The organism is Amycolatopsis sp. NPDC051106 (assembly GCF_040682775.1).
In the GTDB taxonomy this organism is placed as follows: Bacteria; Actinomycetota; Actinomycetes; order Mycobacteriales; family Pseudonocardiaceae; genus Amycolatopsis.
Genome location: NZ_JBFBBQ010000020.1, coordinates 25,892 through 43,587, shown reverse-complemented (window position 1 = coordinate 43,587; position 17,696 = coordinate 25,892). Strand labels below are relative to the sequence as shown.

General features: G+C 70.7%; 17 protein-coding genes. 6 read left to right on the top strand and 11 right to left on the bottom strand.

Annotated elements, in window-relative coordinates; all coding sequences use genetic code 11:
- Nucleotides 1-31: 31 nt before the first annotated feature.
- The gene (locus AB0M83_RS17765; RefSeq protein ID WP_284740207.1) at nt 32-655 is read left to right on the top strand and encodes a TetR/AcrR family transcriptional regulator; all 624 of its coding nucleotides are present in this window, start codon (nt 32-34) and stop codon (nt 653-655) included.
- Between the two features lie 8 nt (nt 656-663).
- Nucleotides 664-2,598, top strand: coding sequence for a hypothetical protein (locus AB0M83_RS17760; protein WP_364518217.1), 1,935 nt, complete (start codon nt 664-666; stop codon nt 2,596-2,598).
- Here AB0M83_RS17760 and AB0M83_RS17755 read toward each other — a convergent pair.
- The 7 genes from AB0M83_RS17755 to fabG all read right to left on the bottom strand — a co-directional run bounded on the left by AB0M83_RS17755 (nt 2,595) and on the right by fabG (nt 9,534).
- On the bottom strand, nt 2,595-3,482 hold the full coding sequence (locus AB0M83_RS17755) for an alpha/beta hydrolase (protein WP_364518215.1): 888 nt from the start codon (nt 3,480-3,482) through the stop codon (nt 2,595-2,597). The two genes, AB0M83_RS17760 and AB0M83_RS17755, sit on opposite strands and share 4 nt — an antisense overlap.
- Before the next feature lie 163 nt (nt 3,483-3,645).
- Nucleotides 3,646-4,740, bottom strand: coding sequence for an acyl-CoA dehydrogenase family protein (locus AB0M83_RS17750; protein ID WP_364518213.1), 1,095 nt, complete (start codon nt 4,738-4,740; stop codon nt 3,646-3,648).
- Nucleotides 4,737-5,921, bottom strand: a complete 1,185-nt coding sequence (locus tag AB0M83_RS17745; protein WP_364518211.1) for an acyl-CoA dehydrogenase family protein — start codon at nt 5,919-5,921, stop codon at nt 4,737-4,739. The genes AB0M83_RS17750 and AB0M83_RS17745 overlap by 4 nt, the downstream gene beginning before the upstream one ends.
- Nucleotides 5,918-7,141, bottom strand: coding sequence for an acyl-CoA dehydrogenase family protein (locus AB0M83_RS17740; RefSeq protein WP_364518209.1), 1,224 nt, complete (start codon nt 7,139-7,141; stop codon nt 5,918-5,920). Before AB0M83_RS17740 ends, AB0M83_RS17745 begins: the two co-directional genes overlap by 4 nt.
- On the bottom strand, nt 7,141-8,157 hold the full coding sequence (locus tag AB0M83_RS17735; RefSeq protein ID WP_364518207.1) for a phosphotransferase family protein: 1,017 nt from the start codon (nt 8,155-8,157) through the stop codon (nt 7,141-7,143). The genes AB0M83_RS17740 and AB0M83_RS17735 overlap by 1 nt, the downstream gene beginning before the upstream one ends.
- Nucleotides 8,158-8,314: 157 nt before the next feature.
- On the bottom strand, nt 8,315-8,767 hold the full coding sequence (locus tag AB0M83_RS17730) for a MaoC family dehydratase (protein ID WP_364518206.1): 453 nt from the start codon (nt 8,765-8,767) through the stop codon (nt 8,315-8,317).
- Nucleotides 8,768-8,772: 5 nt separating this feature from the next.
- A complete protein-coding gene (gene fabG, locus AB0M83_RS17725) occupies nt 8,773-9,534 on the bottom strand; it encodes a 3-oxoacyl-ACP reductase FabG (RefSeq protein ID WP_364518204.1) in 762 nt (253 codons plus the stop codon).
- Nucleotides 9,535-10,063: 529 nt separating this feature from the next.
- On the opposite strand from fabG, the gene AB0M83_RS17720 reads away from it, so the two are divergent.
- Nucleotides 10,064-10,279, top strand: a complete 216-nt coding sequence (locus tag AB0M83_RS17720) for a hypothetical protein (RefSeq protein WP_364518202.1) — start codon at nt 10,064-10,066, stop codon at nt 10,277-10,279.
- A gap of 311 nt (nt 10,280-10,590) precedes the next feature.
- Here AB0M83_RS17720 and AB0M83_RS17715 read toward each other — a convergent pair whose 3' ends face one another.
- From AB0M83_RS17715 to AB0M83_RS17700, 4 genes are all read right to left on the bottom strand, one after another.
- Nucleotides 10,591-11,571, bottom strand: a complete 981-nt coding sequence (locus tag AB0M83_RS17715) for a hypothetical protein (protein WP_364518201.1) — start codon at nt 11,569-11,571, stop codon at nt 10,591-10,593.
- Between the two features lie 7 nt (nt 11,572-11,578).
- Nucleotides 11,579-11,929 carry a hypothetical protein gene (locus AB0M83_RS17710; protein WP_364518200.1) on the bottom strand — a complete coding sequence of 117 codons (351 nt, stop codon included), beginning with the start codon at nt 11,927-11,929 and terminating at the stop codon, nt 11,579-11,581.
- Between the two features lie 29 nt (nt 11,930-11,958).
- Nucleotides 11,959-12,288, bottom strand: a complete 330-nt coding sequence (locus tag AB0M83_RS17705; RefSeq protein ID WP_364518199.1) for a hypothetical protein — start codon at nt 12,286-12,288, stop codon at nt 11,959-11,961.
- Nucleotides 12,289-12,409: 121 nt separating this feature from the next.
- A complete protein-coding gene (locus tag AB0M83_RS17700) occupies nt 12,410-15,220 on the bottom strand; it encodes a BTAD domain-containing putative transcriptional regulator (RefSeq protein ID WP_364518198.1) in 2,811 nt (936 codons plus the stop codon).
- 271 nt (nt 15,221-15,491) lie between these two features.
- Between AB0M83_RS17700 and AB0M83_RS17695 the strand changes: the two genes are divergently transcribed.
- Genes AB0M83_RS17695 through AB0M83_RS17685 form a run of 3 tightly spaced genes read left to right on the top strand, consistent with a single transcriptional unit; the run spans nt 15,492 to nt 17,594 of the window.
- On the top strand, nt 15,492-16,205 hold the full coding sequence (locus AB0M83_RS17695; protein WP_364518197.1) for a hypothetical protein: 714 nt from the start codon (nt 15,492-15,494) through the stop codon (nt 16,203-16,205).
- Nucleotides 16,106-17,125, top strand: coding sequence for a DMT family transporter (locus AB0M83_RS17690; RefSeq protein ID WP_364518196.1), 1,020 nt, complete (start codon nt 16,106-16,108; stop codon nt 17,123-17,125). Before AB0M83_RS17695 ends, AB0M83_RS17690 begins: the two co-directional genes overlap by 100 nt.
- On the top strand, nt 17,109-17,594 hold the full coding sequence (locus AB0M83_RS17685) for a hypothetical protein (RefSeq protein ID WP_364518195.1): 486 nt from the start codon (nt 17,109-17,111) through the stop codon (nt 17,592-17,594). The genes AB0M83_RS17690 and AB0M83_RS17685 overlap by 17 nt, the downstream gene beginning before the upstream one ends.
- Nucleotides 17,595-17,696: the final 102 nt, after the last annotated feature.

The window sequence follows — 17,696 nt, the reverse complement described above, 5'->3', positions numbered from 1 at the left end:
TGCGTTCGACTTTCGAGGAGGGGGTCTTGCCGTGACGCGAGCAAGCACCCGCAAGCCGGGCGAGGCGGCCGGCGACGACCAGGCCGCCGTGCCGCGCCGGCTGCTGGAGCACGCCACGAAGCTGTTCGCCAAGAAGGGCTTCGACCGCACGTCGGTCCAGGAGATCGTCGAGGCCGCGGGCGTCACCAAGGGCGCGATGTACCACTACTTCGGCTCGAAGGACGACCTGCTCTACGAGATCTACGCCCGGGTGCTGCGCGAGCAGACCCGCCAGCTGGAGAGCGTCGCCTCGTCGAGCGCCCCGCTGCGCGAACGCCTCGCCGCGGCGGCGTCCGACGTCGTGGTGTCCAGCATCGACAACCTCGACGACAACACGATCTTCCTGCAGTCGATGCACCAGCTGTCGCCGGACAAGCAGAAGGCGGTGCGGGCGGAGCGCCGCAAGTACCACGAGCGTTTCCGCGGCCTGGTCGAGGAAGGGCAGGCGTCGGGCGAGTTCCGCACGGACAAGCCGGCCGACGTGGTGGTCGACTTCTTCTTCGGGTCGGTCCACCACCTGGGCTCGTGGTACCGCCGCGGCGGCACGCTGTCGGCGCGCCAGGTCGGCGACCACTACGCGGACCTGCTCCTGGACGCGCTCCGGCCGCCTGGTTAGTTGGCGGGGTGACGCTGCCTGTTCTCGACAAGCTGACCGGAGCGGAGCGGGAACTGGTCGACGCCGCCCGTCGCGGCCTCGCCTACGTGACCGACGCTCCGGTGCGGGCCGCGGTCCTGCGCGAGCTGCTGCTCGGCCTCCGCGGTCCGGTGGACCCCCGCGGGGTGCGCGTCGCAGGCGCCCGGATCGCGGGGACGCTCGACCTCGACCACGTCGAGGCCGGAGTCGGCCTGGCGCTGGTCGATTGCGTGGTCGTGAACACGATCAGTGCGCGGCGGGCCCGGCTCCCGTGGCTCGACCTCTCCGGCAGCCGGATCGCCGGGTTCGACGGCACCGCCGTCCGGATCGGCCACGACCTCGACCTGAGCGGGGTCCGCGCGACCGGCTCCGGGGACTTCGGCGTGATCTGCCTGCGCGATGCCCGCGTCGACGGCCTGACCGTCTTCGCCCGCGCGGAGATCCGCAGCGGCGACGGCCCCGCGCTGTTCCTCGACGACCTCGAGTGCCGGGCGGTCAAAGGCATCGGCCTCCAGGCGGCCGGCACCGGAGACAGCGGCGCGGTCCGTCTGCTCGGGGCGCGCGTATCCGGTGAGATCCACCTGGGCGAAGCGGTATTGACCAACGAATCCGGGCCCGCGCTGCACGCGGACAGCGCGCTTGTCGACGGCGACCTGAACCTGGCGGGCGCCACGGTGACCGGCGCGGGCGAGGGGGGCGCGTTCCGCCTCCTCGGCGCCCGGGTCGGCGGTCAGGTCGACCTCGGGGACGCCGTGCTGGCCAACGACAGCGGCCCGGCCGTGGGAGCCGACCGTCTCCGGGCCGGCGGCCTGTACGCCACCGGCGTCACCGCGACCGGAGTCATCTCCCTGCTCGGCGCCCGGATCGACGGCCAGGTGAACCTCGGCGGCGCGAAGCTCGCCAACCCGCGTGGTCGCGCGCTGAGCGCCGACAGCATCCGGGTCGGAGGCAGCGTCCACGCCACCGGCCTGCGGGCGGTCGGCGCGGGGGAGCACGGGCCGGTCAGCCTGATGAATGCGCACGTCAAGGGCCACCTCTACCTGGTGGATGCCGTACTCGCCAACGAGAGCGGACCGGCCCTGACCGGTGACCGTCTCCAGGTGGACGGCAGCCTGCGCCTGACCGGCCTGACGGCGACCGGCGCAGGCCCGGACGCGACGGTCGGCCTGCCCGGCGCGCACCTCGGCGGTCAGCTGACCTTCACCGGCGCCGAGATCGGAGCCACCGGCGGGACCCTCGTGAGCCTCCAGGACGCCGTGGTCGACGGGCCGGTCTTCTTCCCCGCCGGGCTGGTTCCTCCCGGCGGCCTGGTGGACCTCGACGGCTTCCGGTTCGGCTCGCTCGGCGACGTCACCTGGCGCGAGTGGCTCGACCTGATCCGCTCGCACACCGCCGAATACCGGCCCGGGCCGTACCAGCAGCTGGCCGCGGCGGAGCGGGCCGCCGGGCACGATGGCAACGCCCGGCAGATCCTCATCGCCCAGCAGCGGGACCTCCAGCGGCGAGCCCCCGAAGCGATCGGCGGCTGGCCGGCCCGGCGGTTCCACTGGCTGTGGGGCGCCCTGGCCGGGTACGGCTACCGGGCCCGGCGGACGGCGGCCGTGCTGCTGCTGGCGGTGGTCGCCGCCGGGGGACTCGGGTTCTGGGCCGGGCACGTCGGCGACGCGGGCCATCGCGCCGCCGAGCGCACCGCGGACCTCACGGCCGCTCGCGGTACTCCCTGCACGACCGTCGAACTCATCGGCGTCGGCCTCGACCGCGGGCTGCCGCTCTCGCCCGGGGTGCGCGGACGGTGCGACCTCAACACCGGGATCGCCGCCGGTCAGTGGTTCACGGTGGCGATCTGGCTGGTGCAGGCCGCGATCTGGGCGCTGGCCACGCTCGCGCTGGTCGGCTACACCGGGCTGGTCCGCAAGACCGGCTAGTGCTGCCGGAGGTGGTCCAGCAGGTGCGCGCTCACCTCGTCGGGAGCTTCCATCGCCATCCACTGGCTCGCGCCCTCGACGATCTGGAAGCGGTACTCCGCGTCGATGTGGTGGACGGTCAGCTCCGCGGCGCTCTGGCCGAGGTACGGGTCCTCGCTGCCCCACAGGTAGAGCGTCGGCACGGTGATGCGGCCGGCCGGGACGTGGAATACGTCGTTCGTGGCGCCGCGGTACCAATTCAGCGTCGCGGTCAGCGCGCCCGGTTCGGAAAGGCGGGCGACGGCGCTTTCCACGAATTCGGCCGGAATCCGGCGGTTGTAGACAGCGCGTAATTGCGCGGCTTCGTCGCGTAAGAGGAATTTCTCGGCTTTGCCGACGCCACGGCGGAAGAAGCGGATGTAACCGAGGTCGTGGAACTGCCCGTCGTCGGTGGCGGCCGCGCGCTGCAGGGCCGACGGGTGCGGGGTGGACAGCACCGTCAGCGATCGCAGCCGGTGCGGGTACGCGGTGGCCAGCGCCCACGCGACCATGCCGCCCCAGTCGCGGGCGACCAGGTGGAACCGCTCGGCGCCCTGGCTTTCGGCGAACGCGAGAGCGTCGCCGACCAGGTGCTCGATCGTGTAGTGCTCGACGCCGTCGGGACGCGCTTGGCGGGCGTAGCCGCGCTGGTCGACGGCGATGGCGCGGTAGCCGGCTTCGCCGAGGGCGTGCAGCTGCTCGGTCCAGGCATCGGCGAATTCCGGCCAGCCGTGCAGCAGCAGGACGAGTTCGCCCGTTTCGGGCCCGGCCGCCAGCGCGCTGTGCCGGTGACCGCCGACGACGACGGTCATTTCCTCCAGCGCGGCGGGCGTACCGGCATCCGTCGGCGCGACGGCGAATTCCATGACGCCAGGTTAGATCCCGACGGGTGGGGAGAACCATGGGAAGCCGGGCACTTTTGCCTCCCTTTTGCCTCGCGAGTGGCCCGCCGCCCCCTGAAAAGCCGTGAAGGCCTCCTTACCGGCTTCTTTGGCCGGCAAGGAGGCCTTCACGGACAACGGCCGGGGACTACGCGGGGAGGTTGACCAGCTCCGCGAGGTGGGCCCGGTGCTTGCCCGGCGTCCCCAACGCCAGCTCGTCCGCCTTGGCGCGCTTCAGGTACAGGTGCGCCGGGTGCTCCCACGTCATCCCGATGCCGCCGTGCAGCTGGATGGCTTCCTCGGTGGCCTTCACCGCGATCGGGGCGTTCCGGGCCTGGGCGACCGCCACCGCGATCGGCACGTCGGTGCCCGTCGCCAGGCAGTCCGCCGCATAGCGCGCCGCCGCGCGGGCCAGCACCAGGTCCGTGTAGAGGTTCGCCAGCCGGTGCTTGAGCGACTGGAACCCGCCCACCGGACGGCCGAACTGGTACCGGCCCTTGAGGTACGACACCGTCTCCGTCAAGGCCCATTCGGCCACGCCGGTCTGCTCCGACGCCAGGATCCCCGCCCCGAACAGCAGCGCCTCCTCCAGCGCCGACGCCGCGGCCGGGCCCGACGCCACCAGCACCGCCGGCGCGTCCGCGAGCTCCACGTCGGCCACCCGGCGCGTCAGGTCGAACGACACCAGCTCCGACACCGTCGCCGCCGGGGCCTCGACCACGTACAGCCCCGGCCCGTCCGGACCCGCGGCCGGGACGACCAGCAGGTCCGCCACCGACGCGTCGGCGACCGTGCCCACCCGGCCGCTCAAGGTCCCGGAAGGCGACGCCGTCACCGAAGACGGGAAACCCGCCCCCGGCGCCGTCGACAGCGGCACGGCCAGCGCGCCGATCGCCGAGCCCGTCGCGAGCCGGCGGACGAAGTCGCCCGCGCCCGCCCGGACCAGCGCCGTCGTCGCCAGCACCACGCTGCCGAGGAACGGTACCGGCGCCACGCTGCGGCCCAGCTCCTCGGCCACCACGGCCACCTCGCGGGCCGACGCGCCGTGCCCGCCCAGCTCCTCGGGCACCGCCAGCCCGGCCACGCCCACCTCGTCGGCCAGCGTGCGCCACAGCTTCAGGTCGTAGCCCTCGGCCGTCTCGACGCGGGCCAGCAGGGCCGCAGCGTCGGCCTTGGCCTTGAGCAGGTCCCGGACCGACGATCGCAGGTCCTCTTCGACGTCCGAATACAGCAGGTCAGTCATCGGGGGAGGTCCTTCCAGGCGACGTCCTTGTCGACGCGCGGCTCCGAGGGCAGCCCCAGCACGCGCTCGGCGATGATGTTGCGCAGGACCTCCGAGGTGCCGCCCTCGATGGAGTTCCCCTTCGCGCGCAGGTAGCGGTAGCCGGCTTCGCGGCCGGTGAAGTCGACGATCGCCGGGCGCCGGAACGTCCAGTCGTCGTAGGCCAGGCCCTCGTCGCCGAGCAGCTCGACCTCCAGCCCGGTCAGGGCCTGGTTCAGCTCCGAGAAGGCGACCTTCATGGCCGAACCCTCCGGCCCGGGCGCCCCTGCCGTGAGCTGCTGGCGCAACCGCGTGCCGGCCAGCCGCAGCGTCTCCGCCTCGACCCAGCGCTGCACGAGCCGGTCACGCAGCTCGGGTGTGCGCAGCTCGGGCCGTTCGCGCCAGGTCTTCGCGACGATCCCGATCAGCCCGCCCTCGCGCGGCTGGACGTGCCCGCCGATCGCGACGCGCTCGTTCATCAGCGTCGTCTGCGCGACCTTCCAGCCTTCGCCGACCGCGCCGAGGCGCTGGGTGTCCGGGATCCGGACCTCGGTCAGGAAGACCTCGTTGAACTCGGCCTCGCCGGTGATCTGGCGCAACGGCCGGACCTCGACGCCCGGCGCGGTCATGTCGCACAGGAAGTACGTCATGCCCTGGTGCTTCGGGACGTCCGGGTCGGTGCGGGTGACCAGGATCGCCCACTGCGACTCGTGCGCGCCCGACGTCCACACCTTCTGGCCGGTGACGATCCAGTCGTCGCCGTCGCGGACGGCCCGCGTGCCCAGTGCCGCGAGGTCGGAGCCGGCGCCCGGCTCGGAGAACAGCTGGCACCACACCTCCTCGCCGGTCCACAGTGGACGCAGGAAGCGCTCGCGCTGCTCCGGCGTGCCGAAGGCGAGGATGGTCGGCGCGGCCATGCCGAGGCCGATGCCGATCCGGCGCGGGTTGTTGTCCGGCGCGCCCGCCTCGGTGAACACACTGTCCACAGCGGACTGCAGCGCGCGCGGCGCGTTCTGCCCGCCGAGGCCGGCGGGGAAGTGGACCCAGGCGAGACCGGCGTCGAACCGGGCCCGCAGGAACTCCAGCCGGTCGGTGGTCTCCGGGTCGTGCGCGGCCAGGAACTCCGTCGCCTGGCGGGTCAGGTCTTCGGCGGTGACAGTCACTTCGCGCCCTCCGAGAGGTACTTCTTCAGCTCACGCCGGGCGAGTGAGCGCTTGTGGACCTCGTCCGGCCCGTCGGCCAGGCGCAGCGTGCGGTTGCCCGCCCACATCGCGGCGAGGGGGAAGTCCTGGCTGACGCCGCCCGCGCCGTGCACCTGCACGGCCTTGTCGAGGATCCACTCGACGGTGATCGGGGTGGAGATCTTGATCGCCTGGATCTCGGTGTGCGCGCCCTGGTTGCCGACGGTGTCCATCAGCCACGCGGTCTTGAGCACGAGCAGGCGCTGCTGCTCGATCTTCACGCGCGACTCGGCGATCCAGTCCTGCACGACGCCCTGCTGCGCGATCGGCTTGCCGAACGCCTCGCGCGAGATCGCGCGGCGGCACATGAGCTCCAGCGCGCGCTCGGCCATGCCGATGGCGCGCATGCAGTGGTGGATCCGGCCCGGGCCGAGGCGGGCCTGGGCGATCGCGAAGCCGTCGCCCTCGCCGGCGATCAGGTTCTCGACCGGCACGCGGACGTCCTCGAAGAGCACCTCGGCGTGGCCGCCGTGGTCGCTGTCGTCGTAGCCGAAGACGTGCATGCCGCGCTTGACCGTCAGGCCCGGGGCGTCGCGGGGGACCAGGATCATGCTCTGCTGCTTGTGCGGCGCGGCGTCCGGGTCGGTCTTGCCCATCACGATGAAGACCTTGCACGCGGGGTTCATCGCGCCGGAGATGTACCACTTGCGGCCGTTGATGACGTATTCGTCGCCGTCGCGCCGGATCGCGGTCTCGATGTTGCGGGCGTCGGAGGAGGCGACGTCCGGCTCGGTCATCGCGAACGCGGAGCGGATTTCGCCGTTCAGCAACGGTTCCAGCCACTGCTTCTGCTGCTGCTCGTTGCCGAACATGGCCAGCACTTCCATGTTCCCGGTGTCCGGGGCGGCGCAGTTGAGCGCGGTCGGGGCGAGCCGGATGCTGCGGCCGGTGATCTCCGCGAGCGGCGCGTACTGCAGGTTCGTCAGCCCCGCGCCGTGCTCCCCGGGGAGGAAGAAGTTCCACAGGCCGCGCTTGCGGGCTTCGGCCTTGAGCTCGTCCATGACCGGCGGGATGGCCCACGGGTCTTCGCGTTCGGCCAGCTGCTGCTCGAACACGGGCTCGGCGGGGTAGATGTGCGAGTCCATGAACTCGAGGAGCTTCCCGCGCAGCTCCTCGGTCTTCTCGTCGAACGCGAAGTCCATTACTTCTCCTCTTTGAGAATCTCGTTGCCGTGCGTGATGAGCAGCGGGACACCGGCTCCGACGCCTTCGAAGCCCGCCCCGACCGTCTGGCCCTGTTGGTAGCGGTAGTAGATGCCTTCCAGGATCACGGCCAGCTTGAAGAACGCGAAGCTGACGTACCAGTTGAGCTGCGAGACGTCCCGGCCCGAGCGCTCGGCGTAGCGGGCGACGACCTGGTCGGTGGTCGGGTAGCCGGGGGCCGAGCTGGCGTTCGACACGAACTGCAGCGAGACCTTGTCGCGCTCGGCGTAGGCCACCAGCAGCGCGAGGTCGGTCAGCGGGTCGCCCAGCGTCGACATCTCCCAGTCGAGCACCGCGGAGATCTTGCCGTCTCCGTCGACGAGGACGTTGTCCAGGCGGTAGTCGCCGTGGATGATCGACGGCTTCCCCGACACCGGGACCGCCGCGGCGAGCCGGTCGTGCAGGTCGTCGATGCCCGGCAGGTCGCGGCTGCGGGAGGCGTCGAGCTGCTTCTTCCAGCGCCGCAGCTGCCGCTCCAGGAAGCCTTCGGGCCGGCCGAAGTCGCCGAGCCCGACGGTGGCCGGATCGACCGCGTGCAGGTCGACGAGCGTGTCGACCAGCGCGTCGGCGATGGCCCGGGTGCGCGTCTCGCCGAGTTCCGCGAGTTCGTCCGCGGTCCGGTAGGGCGTGCCTTCGACGAAGCTCATGACGTAGAACTGCGCGCCGACGACGTCCGCGTCCTCGCAGAGCAGGATCGCTTCGGGCACGGGCACGGCGGTGTCGCGCAGGCCGGAGATCACCCGGAACTCGCGGGTCATGTCGTGCGCGGTGGGCAGCACGTGCCCGAGCGGCGGGCGGCGCACCACCCAGCGCGACCGGCCGTCGCCCACCACGTAGGTGAGGTTCGACCGGCCGCCTTCCACGACGTCCGCGCTCAGCTCCCCGGCGACCAGGCCGGGGCGCTGCGCGTCCAGGTGGGCGCGCAGGCGGCCCAGGTCGAGTCCTGGCGGGTTCATCCAGCCTCCTCAAGCTCTCACTCGATCGCATGATACCGACTAGTCGGTATGCCCCGGAAAGTAGACTGGGTAAAGCCTCACTTTCGTAGGGAAAGATGCGTCCGAGGGGGTCCCGGACGCATCTTTCCCCGAGAAAGTGGCGGCTCGTGACGGAGGGTCACGCGAGGAAACGCGTCACCCATTCGGCGACGCAAGCGGGCTTCGCTTCGCCGTCGATCTCGACCGTCCACTTCGACACCGCCTGCTTGCCGCCCGGGATGTCGGTGATCTCCACCAGCTCGGCGCCGGCGCGCAGCTTCGAACCGACCTTCACCGGCTGCGGGAAGCGGACCTTGTTGAGGCCGTAGTTGATCCCCATCTTGATCCCGTTGACCTTGTAGATCTTCGGGCCGAACGCCGAGAGCAGCGACAGCGTCAGGAAGCCGTGGGCGATCGTGCCGCCGAACGGCCCCGCGGCCGCCATCGGCTCGTCGACGTGGATCCACTGGTGGTCGTCGGTGGCGTCGGCGAACAGGTTCACCCGCTCCTGGGTGATCGTGTGCCACTCGCTGTACCCGAGGTGCTCGCCGACCGCGGCGGCGAACTCGTCCAAAGAAGCGAACTCGCGCATCTGCCTCAGTCCTTCGGTCCGCCGGCGGCGTAGATGACCTGGCCGGAGATGAACCCGGCGCCCTCGCTGACCAGGAAGGAGGCCAGGTGGGCGATGTCGTCGGGCGTGCCGACGCGCTGCACCGGGATCTGCGTCGCGGCCGCGGCCTTGAAGTCCTCGAAGCCCATGCCGAGGCGCTCGGCCGTCGCGGCGGTCATGTCGGTGGCGATGAAGCCCGGCGCGATCGCGTTGGCGGTGACGTTGAACTTGCCCAGCTCGATGGCGAGGGTCTTGGTGAAGCCCTGCATGCCGGCCTTCGCGGCGGAGTAGTTGACCTGGCCGCGGTTGCCCAGCGCCGACGTGCTCGACAGGTTGACGATCCGGCCGTACTTCTCCTGCGTCATGTACTTCTGCACCGCGCGGGTCATCAGGAACGAGCCCTTGAGGTGCACGCCGAGCACGGAGTCCCAGTCCTGCTCGGTCATCTTGAAGATCAGGTTGTCGCGGGTGATGCCGGCGTTGTTGATCAGCACGACGGGCGGGCCGAGTTCGTCGGCGACCCGGGTGACGGCTGCCTCGACCTGCTCGGCTTCGGTGACGTCCAGCGCGACACCGACGGCTTTGCCACCCTGGGCGACGATCGCCTCGGCGCCCTGCTTGACACCGGCCTCGTCCAGGTCCAGCAGCGCGACGGCGAAGCCGTCATCGGCCAGCCGCGCGGCGACGGCGGCACCGATGCCACGGCCGGCACCGGTGACCACGGCGACACGGGAAGGGGAATCGGTCACGGGGACCTCCTCGTCGTTGAGAAACGGGCTCGTGCCCGCGAGCGTACTAAGCGGTTGCTTTCTGGAGGATACGCGTGACTGATCGCGAAAGTGGTGATGGCATGCGCAGATCATAGCCACGACCAAGGGTAGGAAGGAGACTGCTCCACTTGGGGGAACCGCATCAGGTGGACCGGTGCGCTGTGGCCTTGACAAGTCCGCAACTGCCTATCGAACGCATGGGCACCATCGGCCGACGCCGCGAACGCGGCTGGTGTCACCGACCGTCGCTGTGCATCGTCGAGGTCACCGGCTGTCGCAGCCTCGGACACCGCGGCCTGACCAATCGAGACTGCGGGATCATGGCGACCATCCCTCGGATCGCGACGAGCCAAGCTCGGGCTCTCGGTCGCCTTGAAATCGATCTAGTGCGGTTCGCGTCCCGTCGGGGGCACCACGCAGACCATCATCACCCTGATCGGCCCCGGCTGACCGGGACGCTGGTCATCGAGGGCACGTACGACCTCTCGTCGATGCGCGGGAGGTCGTGATGAGCTCCTCGGACGGCGTGACCAGGTTCGTCACCACGATGATGGGCATCGTCATCGGGCTGACCTTCCTCTTCGGCTTCGGGAACGTCCTGGCGTTGGCGCTGCGGATCGGTGTCCCCGTGTACGTCGAACCGCTGGTGGCGCCGGCGGTTGACCTAACGGACAGACAACGAGACCTGCACCAGACCCGGGGCGCATCATCGCAGCAGATCTGAATCAGTGGCCAGGGTGTGTCCAGAACGACGGGGCGGCCATTCCTTCCAAGCCACCACACGGGCAGAGCCTCATCAGCCACACCCCGACGTCCTGGGCATCCGGGGCACCCGCCCCGAACAACATCGGCCTTGGGGTGTCCTCATGCCTCCTCGCAAGCGCCGGTCCTACACGGCGGAGAACAAGGTCGAGGCTGCTCATCGCGACTGCTCGGTCGCAGGGCAGCGGAACAGGCGTGCCGTCCGGCTTCAGGAGCCGCACGGCACGAGGTGCCCCCGCTGATGCGTGACAGGGACGCCGATCGCGGTACTGGTCATCCGTCGGGGAAGAGTCTCGCCAGCTTGAGGGAGGGGGATATCGAGACGTTCGGGGCCGGTGCGGACAGGGGATGCAGGACGGCGTTGGTCATCTTGCTGTCGATCTCCTCCCAGATCTTGCTCAGATCGCTGCCCGCGCGGTCGGCGGCGACCGAGTAGCCCTCCTGTGCCTTGGTCGTCGCGTTCCTCAGTGTGCGCATGATCTCCCCGGGATCCCGGCCGCCCACGTAGTGCTTCTCGACTTTGTCGATTCCGTTGCTCATGACGATGTCGCCCAGGGCGGACAGCACGCCACCCCCGAACGCGGTCACCGGCGATTCCGCGTTCTGGAGCACGGCTCCCAGCCCCTCGAGTGCGAGCCCGCCGACGATCAGACCGACGCCGATCGCTTCGCCGGTCCCGCCCTTGTCGAGCTGGTCGAGCGCGTCGGACGCCTGCCTGGCCAGGTTGTACAGGTCCTTCTTGAACGCCACCACCGTCAGGTACGCGCCCTCCAGCTGGATGGCGGCTTCGTTGATGATTCCCGTCTCGCCGCTGCCCGGGCTGGGGCAATAGCCTTCCACGAGTCCGGACGTGGTCTGCAGGTAACGCTTGGCCTCCTGGTGCGCGGTGCCGCTCCAGACGTCGTCCATGGCCGCGACCGCGTTCTTCATGTCGCTGCACGCCCTGCTGTACAAGGCGTTTCCCTTGTCGACCAACGTCATCCACGGTCCGTGGCCGGAAATGAGGCTCACGTCGCCGTCGAGTGCGTAGCTCTGCCAGTACGACAGGTCCGCCATCGCGTCGTCGACCCGTTGCTGCCACACCTCCGGCTCGGGTACGGGCGAGCCCGCACGGGGCCCGGCGCCCTTGTCCAGGATCTGGTGCGGCATGGGCGTTTCATCGTGGATCTTCTTGGCGAGCGAGGCGTGACACTCAGTGAAGAAAGCCTGGCCGAGGTTCTTCGGATCAGCGGGGAATTCGGGAAAGGCGGACATGAAGCTCCTAGTTGCCGCTGATCTCGTGCTCGGTCCGGGCGTAGATGTCGCCCGTCGTGCGCAGTTGCCCGGCCGCCGCGCTCATCGTTTCCCCCAGCGCCTGGCCGTAGCTCGCCACTTCGGCGATCAGGTCGTCGAACTTCCGGCCGAGCGTGGCGCCTCCCGCGGTCGTGCCCCCGAAGACGAGCGCGGGGCCGGTGGTGGCGCCGGGCTCCGTGGTGCCGCCGAACATGACGTCACGCATCTCCGCGGTCCGGGCGCGCATGTCCGACGCGGCGTCCTCGAGCTGCGCCGCGATCCCTTTGATGCCGCCGGTGTCCGCGAAAAACCCCGGCCCGCGTTCGGGCTTGTCCTGCATCAGTGCCTTCCTGGTCGAAAGTTCGGCGGTCACCGCCGGTAGGTCCGGAGACTGAAGTCTTCGTCATCGTCCTCGGCGGCCGGTTCGGGCTCGGCCCGCCGGTCCGGTGGCTCCGCGAGTTCGTCGGCGACCTCGCGGAGGTAGGGCCAGAGGGTCTCCTCCGCCCTCGGCGTGAACAGTGACTGGGCGAACGGATGCTCGCACCGGCCGCCGGCCACGTCGTCCCAGGTGAACCTGCCGTCCAGGACCGCGTCGGCGGCACGCAGCAGCCGCGGGGGCGCGTGCGGCCGCCGCGCGGCTTCACGCAGGACCTCTGCCGACAGCGGAGTCACCGGCCGGCCGGTCCCCTCGGATCCCACGGCGACGCCCCCTGATCGGTTCCGGAGCGGTGCCGCTCCCGGGTTCAGCGTGCTCACTGTGCCGCGGCGACCTTGCCGAACACCTTGCCATCGGCGGCCGGCCGCTTCCGGTGGGCGGTTTTCAGGTGTTGAGGCGGATGACCTCGGGCATCGCGGGGACGTCCTGGGCGAGCATCTCGGTGGCCTCCTCGTCGTCGACGGCCTGGATCTCGCGCAGGATCGTGATGGCCGTGCGCCAGTGCGGGCGTGCCGTGTCCGGGTCGCCGGAGTCGTGCGCGGCCTGCGCGATGCCCCAGTGCTGTTCGGCTTCGTTGTAGCGGTCTCCGATGGCTTGGAAGATCTCCAGGCCGCGCCGGTGGTAGCCGACGGCCTCGCCGGGGTGCCCGGCGCGCTGGTGCGCCCAGCCCCGGTTGGCCAGCGCGATCGCCGCACCGAGGTCGTTGCCGATCTCGTGGAACAGCGCTGCGCTGCGGGCGAGGTGCTCGATCGCGGTCTCGAACTCGGCCGTGCCTTGGTAGGTCAGGCCGAGGAAGTTGAGCACGGACGCTTCGCCGCGGCGGTTGCCGGATGCGACGGCGATCGCGAGGCTCTGCCGCAGGAAGTCGAGGGCTTTCTCGTGGTCGCCCTGCTGGCGGCACGTGTTGCCGAGGTCGGCCAGGCAGCCTTGCTGCCCGACGGGGTCGGCCAGCTCGGTCCAGATCTCGAACGCCTGCCGGCTGCAGGCCTGGGACTCGACGGCCGCCCCGATCTGGCCGCAGAGGGTGCCGAGGTCTTCCAGGGACTGCGCCTCGGCGTGGCGGTCGCCGGCTTGCCGGGCGATGCGCACGGCCATCCTGGTGAGGGCGATGCGATCGGTCGAGTGACCACGGTTGGCCAGGGGCCGGTAGAGGGCGGCGACCAGCTCCAGCGCCAGAACAGCGTCCGGTGCGCGCGCCACGGCCTGCGCGGTGGCGACGAGGTTCTCGTACTCCGTCTCCGTCCACTCGACCGCCTCGACGGCGGTGCGCCAGGGCGGCGGACCCTCCGGTGCGCTGACCCGCCGGGTTTCCGGCGGGTGGATCAGCAGGGTCGCGTGGCGTGCCCGGAGGAGGTAGTGGCGGGCGAGGCCGTCGAGTGCGGCCTGCCGGTCCGGTTCGGGATCGTGTTCGCGGGACCGCTCGCCGAGGTACTGCCGGATGAGGTCGTGCATGCCGTAGCGGTGCCGGGTGCTGCTCGGCACCAGCAGGTGCTCGTCGAGCAGGTCGTCCAGGACGGCCTGCGCGGGTGCCTCGGTGATCCCGGCGAGCGCGGCGACCGCGCAGACCTCGAAGTCGCGTCCCGGGTGGACCGCCAGCAGGCGGAAGACCCTCTGATGGCCGGCGGGCAGACCCCGGTAGGACAGGTCGAAGACGGCGCGTGCCGCTCGTGCGGGCGGGGACAGCTCGCTGAGCCGGTCCTCGCCGGTGCCGAGGCGGCGGACGAGCTCACCGAGCCGCCAGTCCGGGCGGGACCGCAGGTGCCGCGCCGTGACCGCGACGGCGAGAGGCAGGTTCCCGCACAGGTCGGCGAGCCGGCGTGCGTCGTCCGCTTCCCGCCGCACCCGGTCGCTCCCGGCGTACCGGTCGAGCAGGTCGAGCGCCTCCACGGTGCTGAACCCGCCGACCGGAACGGAACCGGCGCCGTCGAGGCCGGGCAGCGTCCGCCTGCTCGTCACCACGACGAGACAGCCCGCGGTTCCGGGCAGCAGAGGGCGGATCTGCTCCTCCGACGCCGCGTCGTCGAGCAGCACCAAGGCCCGGCGCCCGGCCAGCCTGCCGCGGTAGAGGGCGGCCCGCGCGTCGAGATCGGCCGGGAGCTGGTGCGCGGCGACTCCCAGCAGCCGCAGGAAGTTCTCCAGGACGGCCGCGGGATCGGCGGGCGGCTGCTCGGGGTGGAAGCCGCGCAGGTCGGCCCACAGCTGGATCTCGTCGAACAGGCGGCGGCGCACCAGCTGGTGGGCGAAGCGGACGGCCAGCCGGGTCTTGCCGGTCCCGCCCATTCCCTCGATGACGCAGATCGTCGTCGCGGTGGCTGACGTCGCGTCGTCCGCGACTTCGTGCAGGCGCCGCAAGTGTTCCCGGCGCCCGGTGAAGTCCGCGATGTCCGCGGGGAGCTGATGGTGCGCGGCGGGGACGTGCGACGGTTCCGCGCCGGGGCGCAGTGCCGGGTCGGCGCGCAGGATCCGCTGGTGCAGCCGGCGCAGCTGCGGTCCGGGATCGATGCCCAGATCGTCGACCAGGTGCCGCCGGGCTCGGTCGAGGGTGTGCAGTGCATCGTCCTGCCGGCCGCAGCGGTGGAGAGCGAGCGCCAGCTGGGCCCACAGCTTCTCCCTGGTGGGGTGCTCGGCGGTCAGCGCGGTCAGTTCGCCGATGAGCTCACTGTGCCGTCCGCACTGCAGTTCCGCGGCCAGGGCGAGTTCGGTCGCGTCGAACCGCGTCTCGGTCAGCTCGGCAGCCAGCCGTTGCCGGAGCAAGGAAGAAGCGGAATCCTGCAGGGCCGGTCCACGCCACAGAGCCAGGGCCGTCCGCAGCGCGGTGGCCCGCGCACCCGGCTCGCCGAGGGCACGGGCGGCGCGCACGAGCCCCGTGAACCGGTGTGCGTCGATCGCGTCCGGGTCGGCTTCGGCGAGGTAGCCGCGGCGGTGGGCGTGCAGGCGGAAGCCGTGGCGGCCGTCCCGGTCCGGATCGAGGGCGGTGCGCAGCCTGGACACGTGGGTGTGCAAGGCGGCACGGGCCGACGCCGGAGGGGCGTTGTCCCACAGCAGGTCGGCCAGCCGCTCGGTGGGGACGACGTGTCCGGCTTCCAGCAGCAGCACCGCCAGCAGCGCGCGTTCGCGACGGCGTCCCAGCTCGAGCTGACGGTCGCCCAGGTGGGCCTCGACCGGCCCCAGCAGCAGAAAGCGCAGTTCAGGCACCTGGCTTGCCGTCGGCTGGGGGCTTGGCAAGGTGTTTGGAAAGGCAGATGCGGAAGTGTCTTTCCCGTCCTCCTTGGCGGTCCGGTCGTCCTGGGCGAACCGGGGGAGGAGGGCGCGGTGGTCGGGGGAATCCATGCGGGCACACCGGTGGTTCGTCCGGAACGGCCGGTCGCCCGGGGCGACGGGCAGGCGGCCGGTGGCCGCCTGCCCGTCATTCTCGCCGAAAACGGCATGCTCGTGGTGATTTCGCCACCATTGTTTCGCCCCGGCGGTGGGAGCCGCACGGGGACCGGCTTACCGGAAGGAGTTTCAGGGTGAAACGAACGTTTTGCCGGAAAGACGATCGGCTTTCGCTGCAGCGCTGCTGCTGGCCGTGGCGGGGCTTGTGCTCGGCGCACCGCCCGCGGGCGGTGCCGCCCGGACCGCGCTCGACGATTTCGAGGTCGACGTGGCCCAGGCGGGGACGCCCGATTTCGACACGTACTTCATCGGCTGCGTCGACTACACCGGGGTGGAGGCGTGTTTCCAGCCCTATGGCGACGTCCTGTGGGTGAAGGACACGGGCGGGTCGGCCGCGACTGCGGCCTGGGGTAACGACCTGTGGACCGGAAGTGCCTGGAAGCGCTATCGCACCGGTGAGTGCGACAACCACCTGGGTGTCGGCCATTGGGGCTACTGCACCAAAGAGTTCTACGAGGACAGCAGTGTCAGCTACCACGGGGGAACGGGGAGCGGGCTTTGGCTGTGGGCCCAGACCGACTTCGGCTATTCCGAGGGTGAGTGGAACTACAGTACCGGTAGCAGGATCTCCGCTGGAGTCAGCCACGCGATGATCTACCACGCTGCCTGCTCGGTCGCGGCGATCCGCGCCGGTTGGGAGGATTCATGGGCCGTGCGGAATCGTCGACGTCATGGCCGTCGATGCTCTCGTCGCCGTGGTCGATGGCAGCAGGGGCGCTCGGCGTCTCCACCTCGGCGGTGTTGATCGGAATCTCGGGTGCCTCGCCGGGGACGGCGACCCTCTACCGGTGCGCGCTCGCCGCAGTGATGCTGCTGCCGCTGGTGATTTACGAGTGGCGTCGCGAAGGCGCGCCGACGAACCGGCAACGGCTGTACGCACTGGCGGCCGGGCTGCTCTTCGCCGGCGACGCGCTGTGGTGGACGCAAGCGATCGGCGAGGTCGGTGCGGGCCTGTCGACCGTGCTGGTCAACGCCCAGGTGGTGATCGTGCCGCTGCTCGCCCTGGCGGTGGACCGCGAGCCGATCAGCCGGCGGTTCCTGGCGGTCCTGCCCGTCATGATCATCGGGATCGTGCTCACAGGCGGCGTCCTCGGAGAGGGAGCTGGCGGCAGCCGGCCGCTGGCCGGCACCGTCCACGCCCTTCTGGCAGCCGCATGCTACTCGGGATTTCTCTTCCTGCTGCGGCGCGGCGGAAGCGAAGGCAGGATTGTTCAGACCTATCAGTACGTGGTGCTCAGTGCGGCGCTGGTGTCGCTGGGGGCGGGATTCCTTTGGAACGGCATGACTCTGGCGCCGGGCTGGGCACGATTCGGTTGGCTGGTATTGGTCGCTTTCGGCGGGCAGGTTGCCGGGTGGCTGCTTGTCGCGCTCGCGACACCGCGCCTGCCCAGTGAGGTGGGTGCGGCCCTCCTCATGCTGACGCCGATCGGCGCGCTGGCGCTGGGGGCCTCGGTACTCGGCGAACGCCCTTCGCCGCTGCAGATCACCGGCTGTGTGGCGATCCTGGGTGGCGCGTATTTCACCTCCCGCAGAGCGAACCGCGATAGGCCGGAAACCGGCAGACTCACGTCGCTGCGTCAACACCTGATCTGGACCCACAACGGGCCGGAAGCCCGCTCACGTCCGGAGCCTGGTCGCCCTCGCAAGGATGATCACGCATCCTGAGTGCATCCGCTGGCGGAACTCCGCGCGAACGTGCTGGTTTGGCTTCTTGCCGGTGCGGATATCCGGATTCGATTCGACGTGGTCGGAGGAGGAAGCCATAACGGAGTCGTTCACTGTAGGCATCGGGACGTCGGTGGTCGAGGGAGCCTTCGCCGTACCGGTCGACGCTGCCGGAGTGGTGGTTTTGCTCACGGTTCAGGTAATTCGCGGCACAGCCCTGCAACCAGGCGGTCGCCCGGACCACCGCTTCGCGAGGCTGCTGTTCGATATGCTGAGCGAAGAGGAGGACCGTGCCGAGTCGGCGGGCGGCCGGCGGCGGTTCGACATCGGACTGCTGCGGGACAGGTCGCTGCGTGCGCTGGACGACCTGGGCCACCATCCCGCGGTGGCCGGGCTGCCTGTGGGGCTGTTCGGGGCCAGTACGGGGCGCGGCTGCCGCGCTGGAGGGTGTGCTGTCCGGTGTTGCTGATCGTCGGCTGACATGACGACACCGTGCGACAGCGGAACGTCGGGGTTGACCGTGGCTAGCGACAGCGCCTGGCGCTCGTTCGCGCTGTACCCGGCGAACAGG

What these genes read in the sequence shown, in the direction of transcription:
- AB0M83_RS17755 (WP_364518215.1), bottom strand. Translation starts at nt 3,482, where the DNA reads ATGGAATTCGCCGTCGCGCCGACGGATGCCGGTACGCCCGCCGCGCTG.
- AB0M83_RS17750 (WP_364518213.1), bottom strand. Translation starts at nt 4,740, where the DNA reads ATGACTGACCTGCTGTATTCGGACGTCGAAGAGGACCTGCGATCGTCG.
- AB0M83_RS17740 (WP_364518209.1), bottom strand. Translation starts at nt 7,141, where the DNA reads ATGGACTTCGCGTTCGACGAGAAGACCGAGGAGCTGCGCGGGAAGCTC.
- AB0M83_RS17735 (WP_364518207.1), bottom strand. Translation starts at nt 8,157, where the DNA reads ATGAACCCGCCAGGACTCGACCTGGGCCGCCTGCGCGCCCACCTGGAC.
- AB0M83_RS17730 (WP_364518206.1), bottom strand. Translation starts at nt 8,767, where the DNA reads ATGCGCGAGTTCGCTTCTTTGGACGAGTTCGCCGCCGCGGTCGGCGAG.
- AB0M83_RS17720 (WP_364518202.1), top strand. Translation starts at nt 10,064, where the DNA reads ATGAGCTCCTCGGACGGCGTGACCAGGTTCGTCACCACGATGATGGGC.
- AB0M83_RS17715 (WP_364518201.1), bottom strand. Translation starts at nt 11,571, where the DNA reads ATGTCCGCCTTTCCCGAATTCCCCGCTGATCCGAAGAACCTCGGCCAG.
- AB0M83_RS17710 (WP_364518200.1), bottom strand. Translation starts at nt 11,929, where the DNA reads ATGCAGGACAAGCCCGAACGCGGGCCGGGGTTTTTCGCGGACACCGGC.
- AB0M83_RS17690 (WP_364518196.1), top strand. Translation starts at nt 16,106, where the DNA reads ATGGGCCGTGCGGAATCGTCGACGTCATGGCCGTCGATGCTCTCGTCG.
- AB0M83_RS17685 (WP_364518195.1), top strand. Translation starts at nt 17,109, where the DNA reads ATGATCACGCATCCTGAGTGCATCCGCTGGCGGAACTCCGCGCGAACG.